The 17704-nt window shown below is 71.0% G+C and carries 18 protein-coding genes and 1 tRNA gene; 6 read left to right on the top strand and 13 right to left on the bottom strand.

What is annotated here, in order from left to right; all coding sequences use genetic code 11:
* Positions 1–8 precede the first annotated feature (8 nt).
* Positions 9–1100 (bottom strand): hypothetical protein, encoded by a 1092-nt coding sequence (locus AB0J53_RS27120; protein ID WP_364177218.1) that lies wholly within the window; start codon positions 1098–1100, stop codon positions 9–11.
* 124 nt (positions 1101–1224) lie between these two features.
* The gene (locus AB0J53_RS27125; protein WP_364177221.1) at positions 1225–2130 is read right to left on the bottom strand and encodes an NADP-dependent oxidoreductase; all 906 of its coding nucleotides are present in this window, start codon (positions 2128–2130) and stop codon (positions 1225–1227) included.
* Between the two features lie 234 nt (positions 2131–2364).
* Between AB0J53_RS27125 and AB0J53_RS27130 the strand changes: the two genes are divergently transcribed.
* Both AB0J53_RS27130 and AB0J53_RS27135 read left to right on the top strand, forming a co-directional pair.
* On the top strand, positions 2365–4452 hold the full coding sequence (locus AB0J53_RS27130; RefSeq protein WP_364177224.1) for an ATP-binding protein: 2088 nt from the start codon (positions 2365–2367) through the stop codon (positions 4450–4452).
* Positions 4430–5074, top strand: coding sequence for a response regulator transcription factor (locus AB0J53_RS27135; protein WP_357586125.1), 645 nt, complete (start codon positions 4430–4432; stop codon positions 5072–5074). Before AB0J53_RS27130 ends, AB0J53_RS27135 begins: the two co-directional genes overlap by 23 nt.
* Positions 5075–5244: 170 nt before the next feature.
* Here AB0J53_RS27135 and AB0J53_RS27140 read toward each other — a convergent pair whose 3' ends face one another.
* The gene (locus tag AB0J53_RS27140) at positions 5245–8469 is read right to left on the bottom strand and encodes a serine/threonine-protein kinase (RefSeq protein WP_364177304.1); all 3225 of its coding nucleotides are present in this window, start codon (positions 8467–8469) and stop codon (positions 5245–5247) included.
* On the opposite strand from AB0J53_RS27140, the gene AB0J53_RS27145 reads away from it, so the two are divergent.
* Positions 8413–8922, top strand: a complete 510-nt coding sequence (locus AB0J53_RS27145; RefSeq protein ID WP_364177309.1) for a hypothetical protein — start codon at positions 8413–8415, stop codon at positions 8920–8922. The genes AB0J53_RS27140 and AB0J53_RS27145 overlap by 57 nt on opposite strands.
* A gap of 211 nt (positions 8923–9133) precedes the next feature.
* Here the strand turns inward: AB0J53_RS27145 and AB0J53_RS27150 are convergent, their stop codons facing one another.
* Entirely contained in the window at positions 9134–9592 is a 459-nt protein-coding gene (locus AB0J53_RS27150; RefSeq protein ID WP_364177227.1) for a nuclear transport factor 2 family protein, read from the bottom strand.
* Positions 9593–9723: 131 nt separating this feature from the next.
* Between AB0J53_RS27150 and AB0J53_RS27155 the strand changes: the two genes are divergently transcribed.
* Entirely contained in the window at positions 9724–10107 is a 384-nt protein-coding gene (locus AB0J53_RS27155) for a helix-turn-helix domain-containing protein (protein WP_308125601.1), read from the top strand.
* 473 nt (positions 10108–10580) lie between these two features.
* Here AB0J53_RS27155 and AB0J53_RS27160 read toward each other — a convergent pair whose 3' ends face one another.
* Complete coding sequence (locus AB0J53_RS27160; protein WP_364177231.1) at positions 10581–11393, bottom strand: hypothetical protein; 813 nt, start codon at positions 11391–11393, stop codon at positions 10581–10583.
* A gap of 302 nt (positions 11394–11695) precedes the next feature.
* Between AB0J53_RS27160 and AB0J53_RS27165 the strand changes: the two genes are divergently transcribed.
* The gene (locus AB0J53_RS27165) at positions 11696–12106 is read left to right on the top strand and encodes a tyrosine-type recombinase/integrase (protein WP_364177234.1); all 411 of its coding nucleotides are present in this window, start codon (positions 11696–11698) and stop codon (positions 12104–12106) included.
* Here the strand turns inward: AB0J53_RS27165 and AB0J53_RS27170 are convergent.
* From AB0J53_RS27170 to galU, 8 genes are all read right to left on the bottom strand, one after another.
* Entirely contained in the window at positions 12100–12483 is a 384-nt protein-coding gene (locus tag AB0J53_RS27170; RefSeq protein WP_364177237.1) for a hypothetical protein, read from the bottom strand. The two genes, AB0J53_RS27165 and AB0J53_RS27170, sit on opposite strands and share 7 nt — an antisense overlap.
* A 65-nt stretch (positions 12484–12548) precedes the next feature.
* Positions 12549–12622 (bottom strand) — tRNA-Ala (locus tag AB0J53_RS27175).
* A 65-nt stretch (positions 12623–12687) separates the two neighbouring features.
* On the bottom strand, positions 12688–13275 hold the full coding sequence (locus AB0J53_RS27180; protein WP_219500185.1) for a hypothetical protein: 588 nt from the start codon (positions 13273–13275) through the stop codon (positions 12688–12690).
* 124 nt (positions 13276–13399) lie between these two features.
* Entirely contained in the window at positions 13400–14044 is a 645-nt protein-coding gene (locus AB0J53_RS27185; protein ID WP_219500184.1) for a GNAT family protein, read from the bottom strand.
* Between the two features lie 40 nt (positions 14045–14084).
* Positions 14085–14564, bottom strand: coding sequence for a MogA/MoaB family molybdenum cofactor biosynthesis protein (locus AB0J53_RS27190; RefSeq protein ID WP_364177240.1), 480 nt, complete (start codon positions 14562–14564; stop codon positions 14085–14087).
* The gene (gene moaC / locus AB0J53_RS27195; RefSeq protein WP_219500182.1) at positions 14561–15031 is read right to left on the bottom strand and encodes a cyclic pyranopterin monophosphate synthase MoaC; all 471 of its coding nucleotides are present in this window, start codon (positions 15029–15031) and stop codon (positions 14561–14563) included. The genes AB0J53_RS27190 and moaC overlap by 4 nt, the downstream gene beginning before the upstream one ends.
* The gene (gene glp / locus AB0J53_RS27200; protein WP_364177244.1) at positions 15028–16212 is read right to left on the bottom strand and encodes a gephyrin-like molybdotransferase Glp; all 1185 of its coding nucleotides are present in this window, start codon (positions 16210–16212) and stop codon (positions 15028–15030) included. The genes moaC and glp overlap by 4 nt, the downstream gene beginning before the upstream one ends.
* On the bottom strand, positions 16199–17101 hold the full coding sequence (galU, locus tag AB0J53_RS27205) for a UTP--glucose-1-phosphate uridylyltransferase GalU (protein ID WP_364177247.1): 903 nt from the start codon (positions 17099–17101) through the stop codon (positions 16199–16201). Before galU ends, glp begins: the two co-directional genes overlap by 14 nt.
* 24 nt (positions 17102–17125) lie before the next feature.
* Between galU and AB0J53_RS27210 the strand changes: the two genes are divergently transcribed.
* A complete protein-coding gene (locus AB0J53_RS27210; protein ID WP_219500169.1) occupies positions 17126–17695 on the top strand; it encodes a 5-formyltetrahydrofolate cyclo-ligase in 570 nt (189 codons plus the stop codon).
* The last annotated feature ends 9 nt before the right edge of the window (positions 17696–17704 follow it).

Raw genomic sequence — 17704 nt, forward strand, 5'->3', positions numbered from 1 at the left:
CCGAAAGCCTAACCACGCTCGGCCGCCGGCTCGGCTTCCCTGAGCCCACCGCCTCCGCACACCCGGCAGACCCCACGGCGGCGCAGGTAGTAGGCGAGGGCGGCGGCGGCCAGCGCGACGCCCCACAGGGGCCACGTCAGCGGCGGCAACCACGTCGCCCACATGCCCCAGTCGTCGAACCCGTGCACCATGCGCAGGCGCCAGTACGTGAGCCCGCCCGACAATACGATCACCGACACGATCGAGGCGGGAACGACGGCCAGCATGAGCGGCACCGGCCGGCCCGCCCTGAACCAGATCCAGCGCGGGTAGACCTCGCCCCAGCGCCGCACGAGCCCCAGCGTGAGAATCGCCCCCGCCAGCCCCATCAGGCTGAGGAACAGCCCGCCCCAGCGGAGCCCCGACTCGTCCAACCACCGCCAGAACTCCTCGGTGATCCCCAGTGGGATGCCCGCTGCCCAGGCGAAGCGGCTGGCGTCGTACAAGGCCGGGACGGCCGCCGCGACCACCACCGCCCACCGGCCCCAGCGTCGCGCCGCCTGCGGCGTGGCCCAGCGTGCCGGCCCGTACGCGCCCCGCCCGCACATCAGGCACCTGGCCGCCGTACGCCGCTGGTAGGCCAGCGCCGCCATCGCCCACAGCAGCCCGCCCACCAGGACGACGAACAGGTTGACCCGCGACCACGGCACCAGCTCCGACATCGGCTGCCCTCCCGGCACCCCGGTGAAGGCGAACACCGCCAGCAGCGGCGCATAGGCCACCAGCATCAGCACCCGGTTGTCGGTGACCACCACGGTCAGCACGACCGCCGCCGCCCAGGCGAACCCCAACAGCACGGCACGGCCCCGCCGCACCCCTCGCGCGAGCGCCAGCCCGGCGGCCGCCCCCAGCACGCCGAGCACCGCGATCACCGGCCCCGCCCGCTCGGGGGTCGCCTCCCCGAGCACCGACAGCCCCGGCTCCCAGTCGGGATCGCTCCTGCCGAAGGGGAACCCGCTGCCGCCGAGCGCCCAGTACAGCCCGAGCGCCCCGTAACCCAGCGCCCAGACGGCCGCCGCGTACCCGGCCCAGTGGGGCCACTTCACCATGACCTTCCTCATGGCTCAAGCCTCGATCCCGGCCCCGCGCCGCCCTATCCGCCGAACGGCAGAACTTCCCCGGCATTCACGCCACCGCCTCTGCAAAAGGACAGAGGGCGGCGACGTGCCCTCCCGGATGGTCCGTTCAGAAGAGCAGCGCGATCTTCCCGTTCAGGCTCCCCCGCCGGAAATGCTCGTGCGCGGCTTTCACGTGCTGCACGGCGTACTGCGCGTCGACCCGCGCCTTCAGCCGCCCGCCGTCCACAGCCGCGGCGAGTTCGGCGAGGCCGCGGCCGTCCTCGCGTACCTGGTTGACCGTGGTACGCACCCGACGATGCGACAGGTCGGGGACGGGCCCGGCCTGAGTGGCGATCGAGGCGTACCGGCCGCCGTCGGCCACGGCGTCGGTGACGAAGGCGCCGAAGGTGTCGAAGACGGCGTCGTAGCCGCCCGCCGGCAGGGTGGTCCGGTCGGTGGTGACATGCTCGGCCCCCAGTTCCCGTACCACCTTGACCTGCGCCTGCCTGGACACCAGCGCGTCCACCTGCGCTCCGCGAGCAACCGCGAGCTGCACGGCGAGCCCGCCGACGGCTCCCGCCGCACCCGCCACCAGCAGCTTGTCTCCCTGGCCGACCTCCAGCCAGTCCAGGGTCTGCAGCGCGGTCAGTCCCGGCAGGGGCAGGGTCGCCGCCTCGGCCAGGCTGACCGACGTGGGCGCCTGGGCGATGGAGTCAGCCGGGATGGCGACGAGGTCGGCCCATGAGCCGCGCCCGGTCGCGAGCTGGTGCGACATGCCGAACACCCGCTCGCCCACGGACAGCCCGCTCGTGCCCGGGTCGACGACGATCCCCGCGAGCTCCCAGCCCAGCGTCATCGGCAACGGCGGCGTGCCCTCCCCGATGGCCCCTTCCCGCGTCTTGTCGTCAACCGGGTTCACGGCCGAGGCGACGACCCGCACCAGCACCTCGCCCTCGGCCGGCCGGGGCTCCGGCACGTCGACCAGCGCCAGCACGTCAAGGTCTCCGAAGCGGTCGATCCGCAGAGCACGCATACCCAACTCTCCTAGAGTTCGATGAGCGTCCAACTTTAAACGGTGGCCCGTTTCGCGCCACCGGCAGACCCCGGCGGGCCTCCAGTGCCATCGTGACGATCACGGACGCGGCGACGCCTTGCACGGTGATCGTTCCGGACCGCCCGGCCGGGATGAATGTCCTATGTGTCCCGGGACGGCGTCCCTCCCCGCCGGGCTCGTGAACGGCTACCTTGGCTCCTGATCGGAGGGATCGTGACGGCGACCGAGGTGAAGCCGGCGACGGGCCGGGCCGCGTGGTGGTGGTGCGGGCTGACCCTGGCCCTGGCCGCGACGGCCGCCGCCCTGGCGGGCGCCAACGGCAGCGCTCCGGCGCCGGTGCTCCACCTGCTGTTCGTGACGGCCTGCGCCCTGGTGGGCGGCCTGATCTGCGCCCGGCGGCCCGGGCACATGGTGGGCCGGCTGCTCGCGCTGTCCGCGTTCTGCTTCGCGCTGTACGAGGCCACCGGCCAGTACGCGATCCTCGGGCTGATCACCCATCCGGGGCTGCCACTGGCCGCGCCGCTGGCCTGGCCGCAGACCTGGCTGTGGGTGCCGGCCAACACGGCGGCGGCCCTGGTTCCGCTGTTCTTCCCCGGCGGGCGGCTGCCCTCCGCCTCCTTACGCCCGTGGCCGGCCGCGGCGGTGGCCGTCGCGGCGGTCGTCGCCGTGCTGAGCGCGCTGCGCCCCGGGCCGGACACCCAGGTGGGCGCCGGCGCCGGGGTGCCCAACCCGCTCGGCGTGCCCGCCCTGGCCCCCGTCGCGCCGGCGCTGGAGCCGGTGCTGGGCGGCGTGCTGGTGGCAGTGTTCGCCGTCGGCGCCGCCGGGCTGGGCAGGCGGCTGCTGCGCAGCGACGGCCCCGAACGCCGCCAGGTCGCCTGGCTGCTCTACGGGGCCGGGATCGAGGCCCTGGTGATCGGGGCCAGGCTGGTGGCGGGGCTCACCGACGACGTCCCCGGCTCCGTGTGGCCCGCCCACGACCCCGTGTGGGAGCTGGTCGCCGCCCTGGGCGCCGCCCTCGTCCCGGTCACCATCGGCGTGGCGATCCTGCGTCACCGGCTCTTCGACATCGACCTGGTGATCAACCGGACGCTGGTCTACGTGCTGCTGTCGGGCTGCGTGACCGGCGGGTACGTCCTCGTGGTCGGCTATCTGGGGGCGCTCTTCCCCGCCCAGGACCTGCCGATCTCCGTGGGGGCCGCCGGGCTGGTCGCGCTGGCCTTCGCCCCGCTGCGCCGGCGGCTGCAGGGCTGGGTCAACCTGCTGACCTACGGCGAGGCCGACGACCCGTACGCCGCGCTCACCCGGCTGGGCCGCAGGCTGGAGAACGCCGCCGGCCCCGACGCCGGACTGTCCGGGATCGCCCGGTCGATCGCCGAGGCGCTGCGCCTGCCGTACGCGGCGGTGGAGACCGCCGGGGGCGAGCGCCACGCCTACACCGCGCCGGGCCCGGCCGCTACGGGCGACGCGGGCCTGACCCGGCTGCCGCTGACGCACAACGGCCGGCAGGTCGGCGGCCTGATCCTGCGCCCCCGGCCGGGGGAGACCGGGTTCGGCCCCCGTGACCTGCGCGTCCTGGCGGACCTGGCCCGGCAGGTGGCCGTGGCCGTGCACGCCGCACGGCTCTCCGCCGACCTGCGGCGGTCGCGGGAGCGGCTCGTCATGGCCCGCGAGGAGGAGCGGCGCCGGCTGCGGCGCGACCTGCACGACGGCCTCGGGCCGACCCTGGCCGCGCTGACCATGCGGGCCGAGGCCGCCCACGACCTGGCGGCCGACGAGCGCGTACGGGAACTGCTGGCCGACATCGTCGGCGACGCCGAGGCCGCGCTGGCCGACGTGCGAACCCTGGTGGAAGGGCTTCGCCCGCCGGCGCTGGACTCCCTGGGCCTGGCCGGGGCGTTGCGCGCCCACGCCGCCCGCCAGCCCTCAGGGCTGCGCGTGGAGGTGCACGCCCCGGACGACGTGCCCGTCCTGCCCGCCGCCACCGAGGTCGCCGCGTACCGGATCGCGAGCGAGGCTCTGGCCAACACGCGCAGGCACGCGGGAGCCACGTACGCCCGCCTGCGGATCGAGCTCGCCGGCGGGAGGCTGAACCTGGAGATCTGCGACGACGGCCGCGGGATCGGACGGCGGGAGTCCACCACGGCGGGCTCGGGGGTCGGGCTGGCGTCGATGCGCGAACGTGCCCTGGAGCTGGGAGGATCCTGCACCGTCGAGGAGCGTCCCGGCGGCGGCACCCGCGTCCGGGTCGAGCTGCCCGCAGGCGGGGAGGGGAACGGCGATGATCAGGATCTTGGTGGTTGACGACCATCCGGGGTTCCGCGCGGGGCTGCGCGCGCTGCTGTCGGGAGCCGACGGGATCGAGGTCGCCGACGAGGCGGGCAGCGGGGAGCAGGCGCTCGCACTGGCGGGCCGCGCGCAGCCGGACGTGGTGCTGATGGACCTGGAGATGCCGGGCATGGGCGGGATCGCGGCGACCGAGCTGCTGGTCCGCGACCATCCGCACATCAGGGTGGTGGTGCTCAGCATGTCCGACGACGACGACTCGGTGTTCGCGGCCGTGCGGGCCGGGGCCCGCGGCTACGTCCTCAAGGGGGCGCGCAAGGCGGAGATCGTCCGTGCGGTGCAGGTGGTGGCCGAGGGCGGCGCCGTCTTCGGCCCCGCGCTCGGCCATCGCCTGGCCGACTACTTCAGCGGCGGCGGCGAACGGCCCGGGGCGGCGCTGCCCGGGCTGACGCAGCGCGAGAGCGAGATCCTCGACCTGGTCGCCAGGCACCTGACCAATCCGCAGATCGCCGCCCGGCTCGGGCTGAGCCAGAAGACGGTCCGCAACCACGTCTCGGCCATCTTCACCAAGCTCCAGGTCGCCGACCGTTCGCAGGCCATCGTCCGCGCCCGGGAGTCAGGCCTGGGCGCGAACGGCTAGCACCTTGCCGTTCCCTCGGGACAGGACCGCCGCTGATCCGAAGCCACGGCGCGACGTTCACCGACCCGCGTTTCGCAGCCGATGCGCTGACGTTCCTCCGATCACCCTGACCAGGTACGACCCCCGACGTCCAAGGCGAGCATCGCGCACGGCTTCGTCGGGGTCGCCGGCTAGGGACACGCCTTTCTGTACGGCAGCGTGGGTACGATCACCCGCCACTGGGCCGCGCTCAGCCCGCCCGCCTTCGCGCACACCGCCGCAGCCAACGCCTCCCCGCCCACGGCGTGCCGCCTGACCGCGCCGTTGCCGTTCACGGTCAGCACCGCCGACCCGTCGCCGGTGAACGCCACGTCGAGCGGCGCCCCGATCTCCGGGTCCTGCCCGCCGCCCTGGTCGAGCAGCGCGCCCAGGTCCGTGCCCGACATCACGTCGACCAGCCGCACCCTTCCCCCCACCTGAAGGCTGGCGAGCAGGTCCTCGCGCGGCGAGTAGGCGGCGGGGTCGCCGAACCCGCGCGCGGTGGCGAGCCTGCGGCGCGTGGCCACGTCCCAGACCGTCATCCGTCGCCGCGCGTCGAGCACCACGACCGCCTTGCCGGAGCGGGTGAAGTACGCGCGCACCCCCTCGGCGTTCCTGCCGCCGCCGCCGAACGCCGGCCCCAGCGCCTTGCCTGCGGCCGTCTCCAGCAGGTGAACGCGGTCGCCCGCCACCACCAGCGTCCGCCCGTTGGCGGAGAAGGCCGCGTACTTCGCCGCGCCCGCCTCGGCCGACCACATGCGCCGCCCGGTCTGCCGGTCCCACAGCTCGACCCCGCCCTTCTCGGTGACCACAACCAGCCTGGCGCCGTCGGGAGAGAAGGCCACCTGCGCGGCGGACGTACGCAGCGTGCCCTGGACGGCGGCCGAGGCGGTGTCCACGATCCGCACCCCGGGCCCGAACATGGCGACGAAACGGGCGTCCGGGCTGAACACCGCGTACTCCGCCTCCGGCAGCGCGCCGACCTTCCTCCCGCCGACGGCCGACAGCTCGCCGTCGCGGACCACGAGCCGCCCGTCGCCGCTCAGCGCCGCCGCGCTCACCAGGCGATCGTCGTCCTCGGTGGTCAGGTCGCCCACGTCCACCGAGAAAACCTGGTCACCCACCAGATAGCGGAACGTACTTCCGTCGAAGGCCCCCTGAACCGCCTCGTCGACTCCTCCCCGTACCTGGACCGTGGTGAGCAGTTGCGTGTCCGACCTGCGCCAGAACTGGATGGACCGCGATGCCACCGTCGCGACGAGGCCGGCGCCGAACACGGCCGCGCCACCGTTCCAGGTGCCCTGGGTGCCGGCGCCGTCCTTGTCGCCGATGAAGTCCTTCGCCCCGGTCCGCAGGTTGGTCAGCTCCAGCAGGCGACCGCGCCGTGCGGCCCGCCAGGCCCCGTCCCGGCTGAATGTGCCCGCGGCGGCGGGCCCGAGCGCCTTGGCGGCGCCGGTTCGCAGGTCCCAGCGGGTACGCCGGTCAGCCTCCTCGAGCAGGACGGAATCGTCCCGCTCGAACGCCACGTCGACCCACTCGTTCGTGAAATCCTTGGCACCAGGGAAGACGTGGTCGCTGATCTTCCTGCCGCTGGCGAGGTCCACCGCGGATGCGCGCCTGGCCGTCACGGTCACCAGCACCTTGCCCGACGGGCTCAGCGTCACGCTGTCCATCGGCTCGGCCCGCCGGGCGGCGTGTGTCCGCAGGAGCCGGCCGTTGCGCACGTCCCACACGCGCGTCGCGGTGGAATCGGCGCTGATCAGCGTCCGGCCGTCGGCGCCGAGCGCGCGTACCGTGTCGCCCGCGGTCGACGGGTCGCGGAACATCGCCGTCTCGCGCTGCGCCAGCGAGGCCACCAGGGCCGCCCTGGTGGCCGGCGTGCGGTCCAGCCGCCAGGCCGCCAGGCTCGCCAGCATCGCCTGGTGAGGGTCGCTCCCGCGGGTCGTGGTCGCCACCCCCGCGAGCCTGGCCGCCTCCGACCTGGTCAGCTGCCCGGCTATCTGCTCAGCCCGGCCGTCGGCCACCGCGCCCTGCTGTACGGCCAGCCCGCCGGCCACCAGCGCGATCACCAGCAGCCCGCCCAGGCTCAGCGAGGTCAGCCGGGCCCGCCTGGCCCTGTGCCTGGTCAGGGTGGCCGCCGCGGACAGGAAGTCACGTTCGGTGGGCGACAGGGTGATGTCGCGGCGGGCGGTGGCTGCCCACTCCAACGCGCTGTCCAGGCTGCTGCCTTGGAACAGGTCGCCGTCCCGGCGTCCCGCCGCCTTCCATCGTCGCGCCGCGGTGAGGATCTGCCGGTGTACGGCCAGGCCGTCGCGGTTGGTCTCGATCCACCGGCGGTACCGCGGCCAGGCCTGGGGCAGGGCCGGCCTGGCCAGCCGTACGCCGCCGTCCTGCCTGGCCAGGAAGTAGCCGAACACGGCGAGGATCCTGCGCACGGCGGCCACCTCGTGCGACGCCCGCCCCTCGATGAGCTCGGCCAGCTCGGCGTGCCGGGTCGACAGCTCGCCCGCCTCGTCCACCGTCACCAGCCGCAGTAACACCTCGGGGACCAGCTCGCGCTCGGCCGGATCGAGCATCGCGTACGCCTGCTCGGCCAGCGTGCCGAGTGCGGGATCGTGCCCCTGCGCGCCGATCCCGGCGGCCCGGTGGCCGCCCTGGGCGAGCAGGCGGGCGGTGTCGAGGTCGCCGTCGCCGCTGACCAGCGCCAGCAGCAGCTCGCGGGCGGTCGGCCGCTGGGCCGGCTCCTTGGCCAGCGCGGAGGAGACCAACCGGCGCAGCGTGCCGGGCAGCGCGGACAGGTCGGGGGTGGCCGACAGCACCTGGTGCATGACGCTTCCCAGGTTCTCGGCGTGGAACGGATCACGGCCGGTGGCGGCGAAGACGATGACGGCTCCCCAGGCGAACACGTCCGCCGAGGCGTCCGCTCGCTGGCCGATGAACACCTCAGGGGCCATGTAGGTGGGCGTGCCGCTCACCACGCCGGTCGCGGTGAGCGACATCTCGGCGGTCCTGGCGATGCCGAAGTCGATCACGCGGGGGCCGTCCGGGCCCAGCAGCACGTTGTCGGGCTTCAGGTCGCGGTGGATCACCCCGGCGTCGTGGATGGCGGTCAGCGCCGTCGCGATGGCGGTGGCCAGGCGGTGCAGGTCGTCACCCGCGAAGATCCTGCCCGCCGTACGCAGGCTCGGGCCCTCCACGTACTCGCTGACGATGTAGGGACGCGGGCCCTCCAGCTTGGCCTCGATGATCGGCGCGGTGCAGAACGAGGCCACCCGCTGGGCGGCCGCCGCCTCCCGGCCGAGCTGGGCCACCTGATCGCCGTGAAGCACCTTGATCGCCACCCGGCGGCCGTCCTCGGCGTATGCCTCATACACCACTCCCTGGCCGCCGGCGCCGAGCCGCCCGGCCAGCCAGTAACGACCGAGCCGCTGAGGGTCTCCTTCGATCAACACGCCTGGTTTGATGCGATCATCACCGACGAAGTTCCGCCCAAAACACCCACGTACGCATCGCTGCAGGCAGAGGGCCACATCAAGGTTGGCCCTGCAGGCTGTATGGGGATCATGCGCGACGCGGTTCGCCCGCTGTCGGCGGCTAACGTCGATCAGCACGCCAGGTTCATCTACGCCGTCGAGGGAAAAGTGATCACCGGCCTCGGCCCGATGTTGCCCGATGAGCCGCGCTGGGGCACCGAACCGGATCGGCTCCTGCCACCTCTGGAAGGCCTCGGCCTGGTCGATGAGTTCGATGAGGATGAGGAATGGCAAACGCCTGTGGGCGGTTCGTTGGCGAACCCCTGGGGCCGCCGCTGCTCCAGCAGACCGGCGTAGGTGGGACGATCGATAGCGGCCTCGACCACAGTGGTGTCGCTACGCAGCTTCCGTCCTCGCAGCGTAGCGGTGGTTGTCCCGAGACCGCAGCACCGGCCACCACCTCCGACGGAAATGACAGCAACGTCATTCTCAACCCGCCAGGCCTCACAGCGCTGTAATTGCCGAGCTCGGAAGCACTTACCCCGGCGACTTCCTCAGGGGCGAGCAACTATTGGGACGATGGCTGCGCCCGTTGACGCGCTGCGGCTTCCAGGTCGCGGTTGCCCTCCTCGTACAGCACCCGGACACGGGAGGAGCACAGTTTCCACTCACCGTCTCGCCGTTCGAGGCCGAGCGTGTAGTGGCAGCCGATCACCCAGATAGGGGCATCGGCGGCCTCGGTGATCAAGTGCGTGACACGGGCGTCAAAGCGCGCCGTCGCCTCGGGTTCCTCACCCAGGTCGACCACGATCGGACCCAGCAGGTGTTGCGTAGCATCGAAGCCAGGAAGGAAACTCTGCAGGCCCGATACGAAATCGCCTGCAGACACCCGTTCCGGACCACCCTGTTTCGACGGGTAATCAAGATCAACGAAATCCGTTGCCAGTGCGCCGATCGTTTCCCAATCATGCGCGTCCAGCGCATGAAAGAGCCGAGTCACCAACTCCGCGATCGCCATCTTCTCCATGGATTGCACCACGTCGCTCCTCCGCTTGAACGGTCGCCTGGCCGGTTGCACCGGACATGCCGCACCGATGTCCAGGACCGGCTCCCGGCCCTGCATGCTGGGATGTGACGGCAACACTAAGGAGGCCCTACGTGGCTCACCAAACGGTCAGCTACACAGCGACCGAGTTCCTGCACAGCTGCCCGGGCCCGGTGGTCGAGCCCGACCCGTCGTGCCCGGTAGAGATCACCCTCGCCACGTTGCGCGGACGGTGGACCGCCCTGGTCATCCTCGAACTGCTGCACGGTCCGCGCAGCTTCAGCCAGCTCGCACAGGCCCTCCCCACACTCTCCGACAAGGTCCTCACCGACCGGCTGACCCAACTGGTCGAGGCCGGCGCCCTCAATCGCCACCGCAAGCCGGGCTGGCCGCCAAGAGTGGGCTACGCCCTCACCGAACGCGGCCGCGCCCTCGCACCGGTCCTGCAGGCGCTGTGGGAGTGGGGCTCGACCACCACAGCCCCTCGGCCACGGTAGGCAACTGCCGGAGCACACCAATGCCTGTGCGGTGCCAAACGGCGAACACTGTTGCTGAGCTAGGGGTTCGCAGGGCAATCAGGTTGCCCTGCGGTACTCGCGAACTCTGGAATTTCTGGCGGTCAGAGCCACATAAGCCCAAAACCCACATTGCTCACCGTCGGTGACGCGCGGTAGGAGCAAGTCCCAGCGGACAGCACCCACCCAGACCGGCGGCCAAGATCGACGAAGCCGAGCTGCGGCAGCGATCGCACAACCTCGCCCTTTCGATGCAAAACCATTTGATCGCGACCCTCATCAAGCTCCTTAGCAGGCTGAGCTGCGTAAGCAGTCTGGTGAGATCTGCAGGCGTCCGCACTTGTATGCCTGGATTTTCACGCAGTTGGTAACTCAGCAGCACGGCGACCAGACGACTGCACAGCCACGGACCGAGCCGAGCTGGTCTCAGAAGCTTCCAATCTCCCGATGGCCGATCACATGAGCTCGTGGATGCTCTGAGGAGATCGCCGATAGGGAGAGCGAGTAACGATGAATGATGGCTTGCCACGCACACACCAAGTGAGCGCTTCCGGGTCGTCCTTGGGCCTCGGCTGCAACGCCCAGTCATATACGCCTATCCGGATCTCCCATCCACTAGGCGGACTGTGGCGGTCTTCCGCCGCGTAGTCGGTTCCATCGCCTTCTTGGGCAGCCCACACGCGCAGGAAGGTCGCCGGGCCGCGGGACCAAAGCTCTTCCAAGTTGTTCTGCGCCCACAGCTCTCGCCAACGTTCGGTCCACGCACCGATGGTCGTCTCGAGAACGACGGCCCCGCCAGGCGGTACTCGCACACCACGGTGATCACTGATGGGCTCAGGAAGAGGCTCGGGCCATAGCGGAGTCGATCCGCCTACACATGACCATGGGTCGTCCACGACGACGGTCCGCGTGTCCTCATTAACGAGGATGCCTCGGACAGGAGCTTCGAGCCAGTTCCCCTCGAAATCCTCCTGACTGACGAACTCAAATACGTACTGGTCGCAGATCACCTTTCCGAGGTGGGTGAGCCTCCACCCCTGGGGGCTCTCCAAACTCACGTAAACCCTTACACGTCCGGAGTCGGCTTCGGCTCGCGCCTGCTGAACGGCCGCAAGCTCATCGGCGTCCGCACTTCGAGCAGCTGCATAGGCAGAGTCGGCAGCAGCCTTGGCCGAATGCACTGCAGCGATTGCGGATCGACGCGCATACAACAAGGAAGCTACCGCGATGATGGCGGCAACTATCGCGATCACATCCGAGGTGGCCACGTATGCAATCGTAGGAGCGCCAAGGCCGCCAGAACTGCTTATTGCAATAAAGTCCGGCTATTTCGGGAGAAGCCGTTTGATCGCCAGGGCATCCTCCGTGATGCCGGTGAACGCCCTGTATGCGCTTCTGCCTGCGTCCGTTGGTGCGGTGGGGTGGCCGGGCGGGACCGGCCCGGAGAGGCCGCACGCCCGCCCGGACCGCCCGGCCGCCCGCCGCCCATCGGACGGCGGCTTGATGACGTAGGGAAGATATGAGTCACGGTCGATCTTGACTGGCTGCCGGTTCGGCGTCGTTACTGCTGGTGCGCTGCCAGTTCGGCCATGCTGCTGGTCACCGCGTCAGCCCTGGCCTGTGTGAGGCGTTCGGCTTTGTCGGGCTCAGCGGCATGGGCGATGCTGCGTGTTCCCGCGTCGTGTGCGGTCTGCATGTCGAAGTCGGAACCCCGATCAGCACGGCCCTCGCTGGCCCACGCCGCTCGTTCCGGACCGTCCTCAAAAGGGCCGGCCTCGACCCGAAGAACTGGACACCCCGCGAGATGCGGCACAGCTTCGTCTCATTGCTCTCCGACTCCGGCATGCCCATCGAGGCCATCTCACGCCTGGTCGGCCACCACAACACCAGCGTCACCGAAACGGTCTACCTCAAGCAGCTCCGTCCGGTGCTCCTGGAGGGCGCCGAGGCAATGGATCGTATCTTCGACCGGGGTCAGTGATTTCTGATCCAGGATTCCAAGGTGCACTGCTCGTGCAGTGGGAACGCCTCGCCACCCCATTGCCGGGCATACGCTGCTTCTCCCATCCGTGAGAGCAGCAGCCTGACCGATCGCGCCACCGCATCGACGAGCGGACGGACCTCGCTCCGAACCGCGAACAGCTCCCTTCCCGCTTCGTCCGGTTCAGGCCTCATCCGGTCGTAGAAGGACAGGATGCGCACCTGTAGCGCGTCGTCCTCGCGGGTGAAGACCCATCGGTACTCCGTGGGCTCGCTGTCCCGCGAAAGGCGACTGTCTTGGCCCTGAGTGACCTGCACCAGGCCGCGTAAGAGGTGCTCAGGCTGATTGATCATCTTGGCCTTCAACCGGATAGTCACTCAGTTGATCGCTCAGTAACGCAGAAGGCCGCTCCCGATCACTCGGAAGCGGCCTTTGACCTGGGTGGAGATGAGGGGATTCGAACCCCTGACCCCTTCGATGCGAACGAAGTGCGCTACCGGACTGCGCTACATCCCCAAGGACTCGACCAGATTAGCAAACTCCAGAGGGTCCTCGCGCCACCCTTTCGGTCGCGCACCCCGTCAGTCGCCCACCGCGCGCCGCGGCGGTTCGGCGTACTGGTCGAAGAGGACGTCCGCCTGCCGGGCCTCGAACTCGATGATCTCCGCCTCCGCCTGCTGGGCGGCGAGCTCGGCGGCGCGGCGTTCGCGGATGCGGCGGGCGCGTTCGCGGGCGCGGGCGGCGCGCTGGCGGCGTTCGCGGTCGACCTGTACGGCCATCCGCAGGAACGCCAGGTAGCCGATCATGATCACGCCCGAGGGGGCCACGGCCCACCACGGGATGAGCTGGAAGGCGGCCGTCGCGATGGAGGCCGCCACCAGCAGCAGCGTGAAGAACAGCAACCGTCTGCGCCGCGCTACGATGATCGCGCGGCGGCGGGCGCGGAACTGGCGGGGGTCGACGTAGTCGGCCGGCGGCGCGTCGTCCTCCAGGCCCGTGCCCGAGTCCTGGGGCGAGCGGGTCAGGTCGGGGAGCTGGTGTTCGCCGGTGTAGTGTTCCTCGAGTTCGGCCAGTTCGGCGAGGTTCGTCTTGTCCCGGCGCAGCCACATGGGGACCAGGACGCACAGCCACATGATGACGATGGCAAGGTAGAGGAGGGCACCGCTCACGGCCACCTCCGGGCAGCATGAAGACGCCTGTGGGTCATCGGCGTCTTCAAAGTGCTCACGTCACGCACCGTAAGACCGCGTGTCACTGATTGACGAGCATTCGGTGCGGTGTGTCGCGAGATCGTCAAACCTCTTCAACCGGAGAACCACCGTGAGCCGCTGACTCACGCGCGCGACGCCACTGCACCAGCAGGCCGCCGGGGACGTCCTCGACGGTCAGCGCGTAGCAGATGTGGTCGCGCCAGGCTCCGTCGATGTGGAGTTGGCGACGCCGTATGCCTTCTTCCCTGAAGCCGAGCTTCTCAACCACCCTACGGCTTGCCTGGTTCTCGGGGCGGATGTTTGCTTCGAGCCGATGCAATCCGGTGGTGAAGAAGCAGTGGTCGACGGCCAGGGCGAGGGCGGTCGGGGTGATGCCGCGGCCGGCGAGCGCGCCGTCGATCCAGTAGCCGACCTGGGCGGAGCGGGCCGAGCCCCAGACGATGGCGCCGATGGTGAGCTGGCCGGCGAACCGGCCGCCGTACGTGACGACCCACGGCAGGGCGAGCCCCTGGCGGGCTTCGCGGCGCAGGGTGCCGACCATGGAGACGTACGGGCTGAGCCCGGTCTTGAACAGCGGGGTCTCCGGGTTGCTGGGTTCCCAGGGGCGGAGCCAGTCGGCGTTGCGCACCCGGGTGTCGCGCCATACGCGCACGTCCGCCAGCCGGAGCGGCCGGAGGCCGACCGGACCTTCGCTCAGCGCCGCAGGCCAGCCGCGTAGTCGATCCACCACACCATCATCCCCCCAACCGGCGCGCTGCCGCCACGGGTCAGGAACCGGGGTGGTCGCCGCCGCGGATCTGGTCGACGGCGTGGCGCAGGATGGGCGCGAGGACGGCCACCCCGTCGCGTACGCCGCCGGTCGAGCCGGGCAGGTTGACGATCAGCGTGTTGCCGGCCTGCCCGGCGAGGCCGCGGGACAGGACGGCGGTGGGGACCTGGTCGCGGTTGGCCTGGCGGATGGTCTCGGCGATGCCGGGGATCTCGCGGGTGATCACCCGGGCGGTCATCTCGGGCGTCAGGTCGGTCGGGGTGAGGCCGGTGCCGCCGGTGGTCACGATCACGTCGTAGCCGGAGGCGACGCCTTCGCGCAGGGCGGTCTCGACGGCGTCGCCGTCGGGCACCACGGTGGGGCCGTCGACGGCGCACCCGGCGTCCTGGAGCAGGGAAACCAGGACAGGTCCTGATTTATCGGCGTAAACGCCGGTGAAGGCGCGGTTCGAGACCGTCACCACCAGTGTCCGGATCATCCCCGCCTCCAGATCCCGGTCTTGCCCCCGGTCTTCTCCTCCACCCGCACGTCACTGATCACGGCGGCCGGATCGACGGCCTTCACCATGTCCACCAGCGCCAGCCCCGCCACGGTGACGGCGGTCAGCGCCTCCATCTCGACGCCGGTGCGGTCGGCCGTCTTCACCCGGCAGGTGATCGCCACGCCCCAGTCCTCCACGTCGAGGCTGACCTTCACCCCGTGCAGCGCGATCGGATGGCAGAGCGGCACCAGGTCGGGCGTCCGCTTCGCGCCCATGATCCCGGCGATGCGGGCCACGCCCAGCGCGTCGCCCTTGGGCACCTCGCCGGACCGCAGCAGCTCCACGACCTCGCCGGACAGCAGCACCCGCCCGGTCGCCGTGGCGGTGCGGACGCTGACGTCCTTGGCGGAGACGTCCACCATCCGCGCCGCGCCGGTCTCGTCCAGATGCGTGAACTCGCTCAAAGCCGGATCACCCGTACTTCCTCTCCGGCGGTCAGCGCCGTGACCTCCTCGGGCACCACGATCAGCGCGTCGGCCGAGGCCAGCGCCGCGAGCTGGTGGGAGCCCTGCCCGCGCACCGGCTCGACGACGTCGCCGGCCAGCCGCCCGCGCAGGAACGACCTCTTGCCCTCCGGCGAGCGCACGTCGGCGCCGAGCCGGACGGCCGTCGTCTCCGGGAACCCGGCCTCCAGCCCACGCATCCGCCGCAGCGCGGGCCGTACGAAGAGCATGAAGGAGACGAACGACGAGACCGGATTGCCGGGCAGCGCGAACACCGGCACCTGGTCGTCGCCCACCACGCCGAACCCCTGCGGCATGCCGGGCTGCATGGCGACCTTCTCGAACCGCACGGTGCCCAGCGGCCCCAGCGCCTCCTTGACCGGCTCGTACGCGCCCATCGACACCCCGCCGCTGGTGATCACGGCGTCGGCGCGGACGAGCTGGGCGTCGAGCTGCTCCAGGAACGCGGCCGGGTCGTCGCCCACGGTCGGCGCGCGGAAGCCGTCGCCGCCCGCCTCGCGCACGGCGGCGGTGAGCGTGAAGCTGTTGGAGTCCCAGATCTGCCCGTGGCCGAGCGCCAGCCCCGGCTCGACCAGCTCGGCCCCGGTGGCCAGCACGACGACGCGGGGCCGGGGGCGTACGAGAACCCGGCGGCGGCCGACGCCCGCGATGATGCCGAGCTGGGCGGGACCGATCACGGTGCCCGGCCGGAGCACCGTGTCGCCGGCCCGCACGTCCTCGCCGGCCAGCCGGATCGCGTTGCCGACGGCGGCGGCGCGGTCGACGCGGACGGCGACCTTGCCGCCGTCGGTCCACTCCACGGGCACCACCGCGTCGGCACCGGCGGGCATGGGCCCGCCGGTCATGATCCGCGCGGCGTGCCCGGGGCCGATGGCGAGCATCTCACCGGCCCCGGCGGCCACGTCGTCGATCACCGGGAGCGTGACGGGCACGTCCTGGACGTCGACGGCGCGTACGGCATAGCCGTCCATGGCGGAGTTGTTGAACGGCGGCAGCGGCACCGGCGAGACGATCTCCTCCGCCAGTGTCGTGCCGAGCGCGCTCTCCAGCTCCACCTCGAGCGGCGCGAGCGGCCGCACGGTGGACAGGATGTCAGCGAGGTGCTGATCAACCGACTTCATCGAGGAACTCTCGCAACCACGGCAGGAACTCGGGAGCCAGGTCGGGCCGGTCCGCGGCGAACTTCACCACGGTGCGCAGATAGTCGAGCTTGTCACCGGTGTCGTAGCGGCGGCCCCGGAACAGCACGCCGTGGACCGGCCCGCCCTCGCTGGAGTCGCGCCCGGCCAGCGTGCGCAGCGCGTCGGTGAGCTGGATCTCGTTGCCGCGCCCGGGCGGCGTGTTCTCCAGCACCTCGAACACGGCGGGGTCGATGACATAACGCCCGATGATCGCCCAGTTGGACGGCGCCTCGTCGACCGGCGGCTTCTCCACCAGGTCGGTCACGCGGACGACGTCGTCCTCGTCGGTCGCCTCGATCGTCGCCACGCCGTAGAGGGACACCTGCTCCTTGGGCACCTCCATCAGCGCGATGACGCTGCCGCCGAACGTGTCGCGCACCTGGATCATGCGCTGCAACAGCGCGTCACGCCGGTCGATCAGGTCGTCACCGAGCAGGCACGCGAACGGATGGTCACCGACGTGCTGCTTGGCGCAGAGCACCGCGTGCCCGAGCCCCTTCGGCTCACCCTGCCGCACGTAGTGCAGGGTCGCCAGCGAGGCCGGCTCACGGACCTGGGACAACCGGTGCTCGTCGCCCTTGGCTTCGAGCACCTCCTCCAGCTCGAACGCGCGGTCGAAATGATCCTCGATCGACCGTTTGTTCTTGCCCGTGACCATCAGCACGTCGAGGAGCCCGGCGGAGGCCGCCTCCTCGACGACATACTGGATGGCGGGCTTGTCGACGATGGGCAACATCTCCTTGGGTGTCGCCTTGGTCGCCGGAAGGAACCGGGTGCCCAGACCCGCGGCGGGCACGACGGCTTTCGTCACAGGGTCGAAGTCAGCCATGAGTAGACCCTAGTGGAGGACCCTGTGGACAAGCTCAACCTGCGCCGTGAGCTGATTTCGGCGCGTGCCTCCCTCACTCCCGGCCAATTGCGCGCCAACTCCATCAAGATCCGCGAAACCCTCCTTGACCAGCCGTGGGTCCAGATGGCCGGGCTCGTCGCCTGCTACTGGTCGATCGGAACCGAGCCGGAGACGCACGGGCTGGTGTTCGCGCTGTGGAAGCACGGCGCGACCGTGATGCTGCCGGTCCTGCGCGAGGACGACGACCTCGACTGGGCGGTGTACGACGGGCCCGACACGCTGGCGCCGGGCCGGTTCGGGCTGATGGAGCCGGTCGACACGCGGCGCGGCACCGGCGCGATCCGCACGGCCGCGCTGGTGATCGTCCCCGCGCTGGCCGTCGACCGGCACACCGGGGTACGTCTCGGGCGCGGCGGAGGATCGTACGACCGGGCCCTGAGCAGGGTCGGGCCGAACGTGCCGACGGTCGCCCTGCTCCACGACGGCGAGCTGCGCGAGGACGTGCCCGCCGAACCGCACGATCGCCGGGTCCGCTTTGCGATCACCCCGGAGGGACTGACTAGTCTAAAGTGACTACGCACG

The sequence above is a fragment of the Nonomuraea sp. NPDC049725 genome (assembly GCF_040674795.1).
GTDB classification, from domain to species: Bacteria; Actinomycetota; Actinomycetes; order Streptosporangiales; family Streptosporangiaceae; genus Nonomuraea; species Nonomuraea ceibae.

Excerpts from the sequence above, each read along its gene's own strand:
- AB0J53_RS27150 (WP_364177227.1), bottom strand. The coding sequence starts at position 9,592 with ATGGAGAAGATGGCGATCGCGGAGTTGGTGACTCGGCTCTTTCATGCG.
- glp (WP_364177244.1), bottom strand. The coding sequence starts at position 16,212 with ATGAAGTCGGTTGATCAGCACCTCGCTGACATCCTGTCCACCGTGCGG.
- AB0J53_RS27120 (WP_364177218.1), bottom strand. The coding sequence starts at position 1,100 with ATGAGGAAGGTCATGGTGAAGTGGCCCCACTGGGCCGGGTACGCGGCG.
- AB0J53_RS27125 (WP_364177221.1), bottom strand. The coding sequence starts at position 2,130 with ATGCGTGCTCTGCGGATCGACCGCTTCGGAGACCTTGACGTGCTGGCG.
- galU (WP_364177247.1), bottom strand. The coding sequence starts at position 17,101 with ATGGCTGACTTCGACCCTGTGACGAAAGCCGTCGTGCCCGCCGCGGGT.
- AB0J53_RS27190 (WP_364177240.1), bottom strand. The coding sequence starts at position 14,564 with ATGATCCGGACACTGGTGGTGACGGTCTCGAACCGCGCCTTCACCGGC.
- AB0J53_RS27135 (WP_357586125.1), top strand. The coding sequence starts at position 4,430 with ATGATCAGGATCTTGGTGGTTGACGACCATCCGGGGTTCCGCGCGGGG.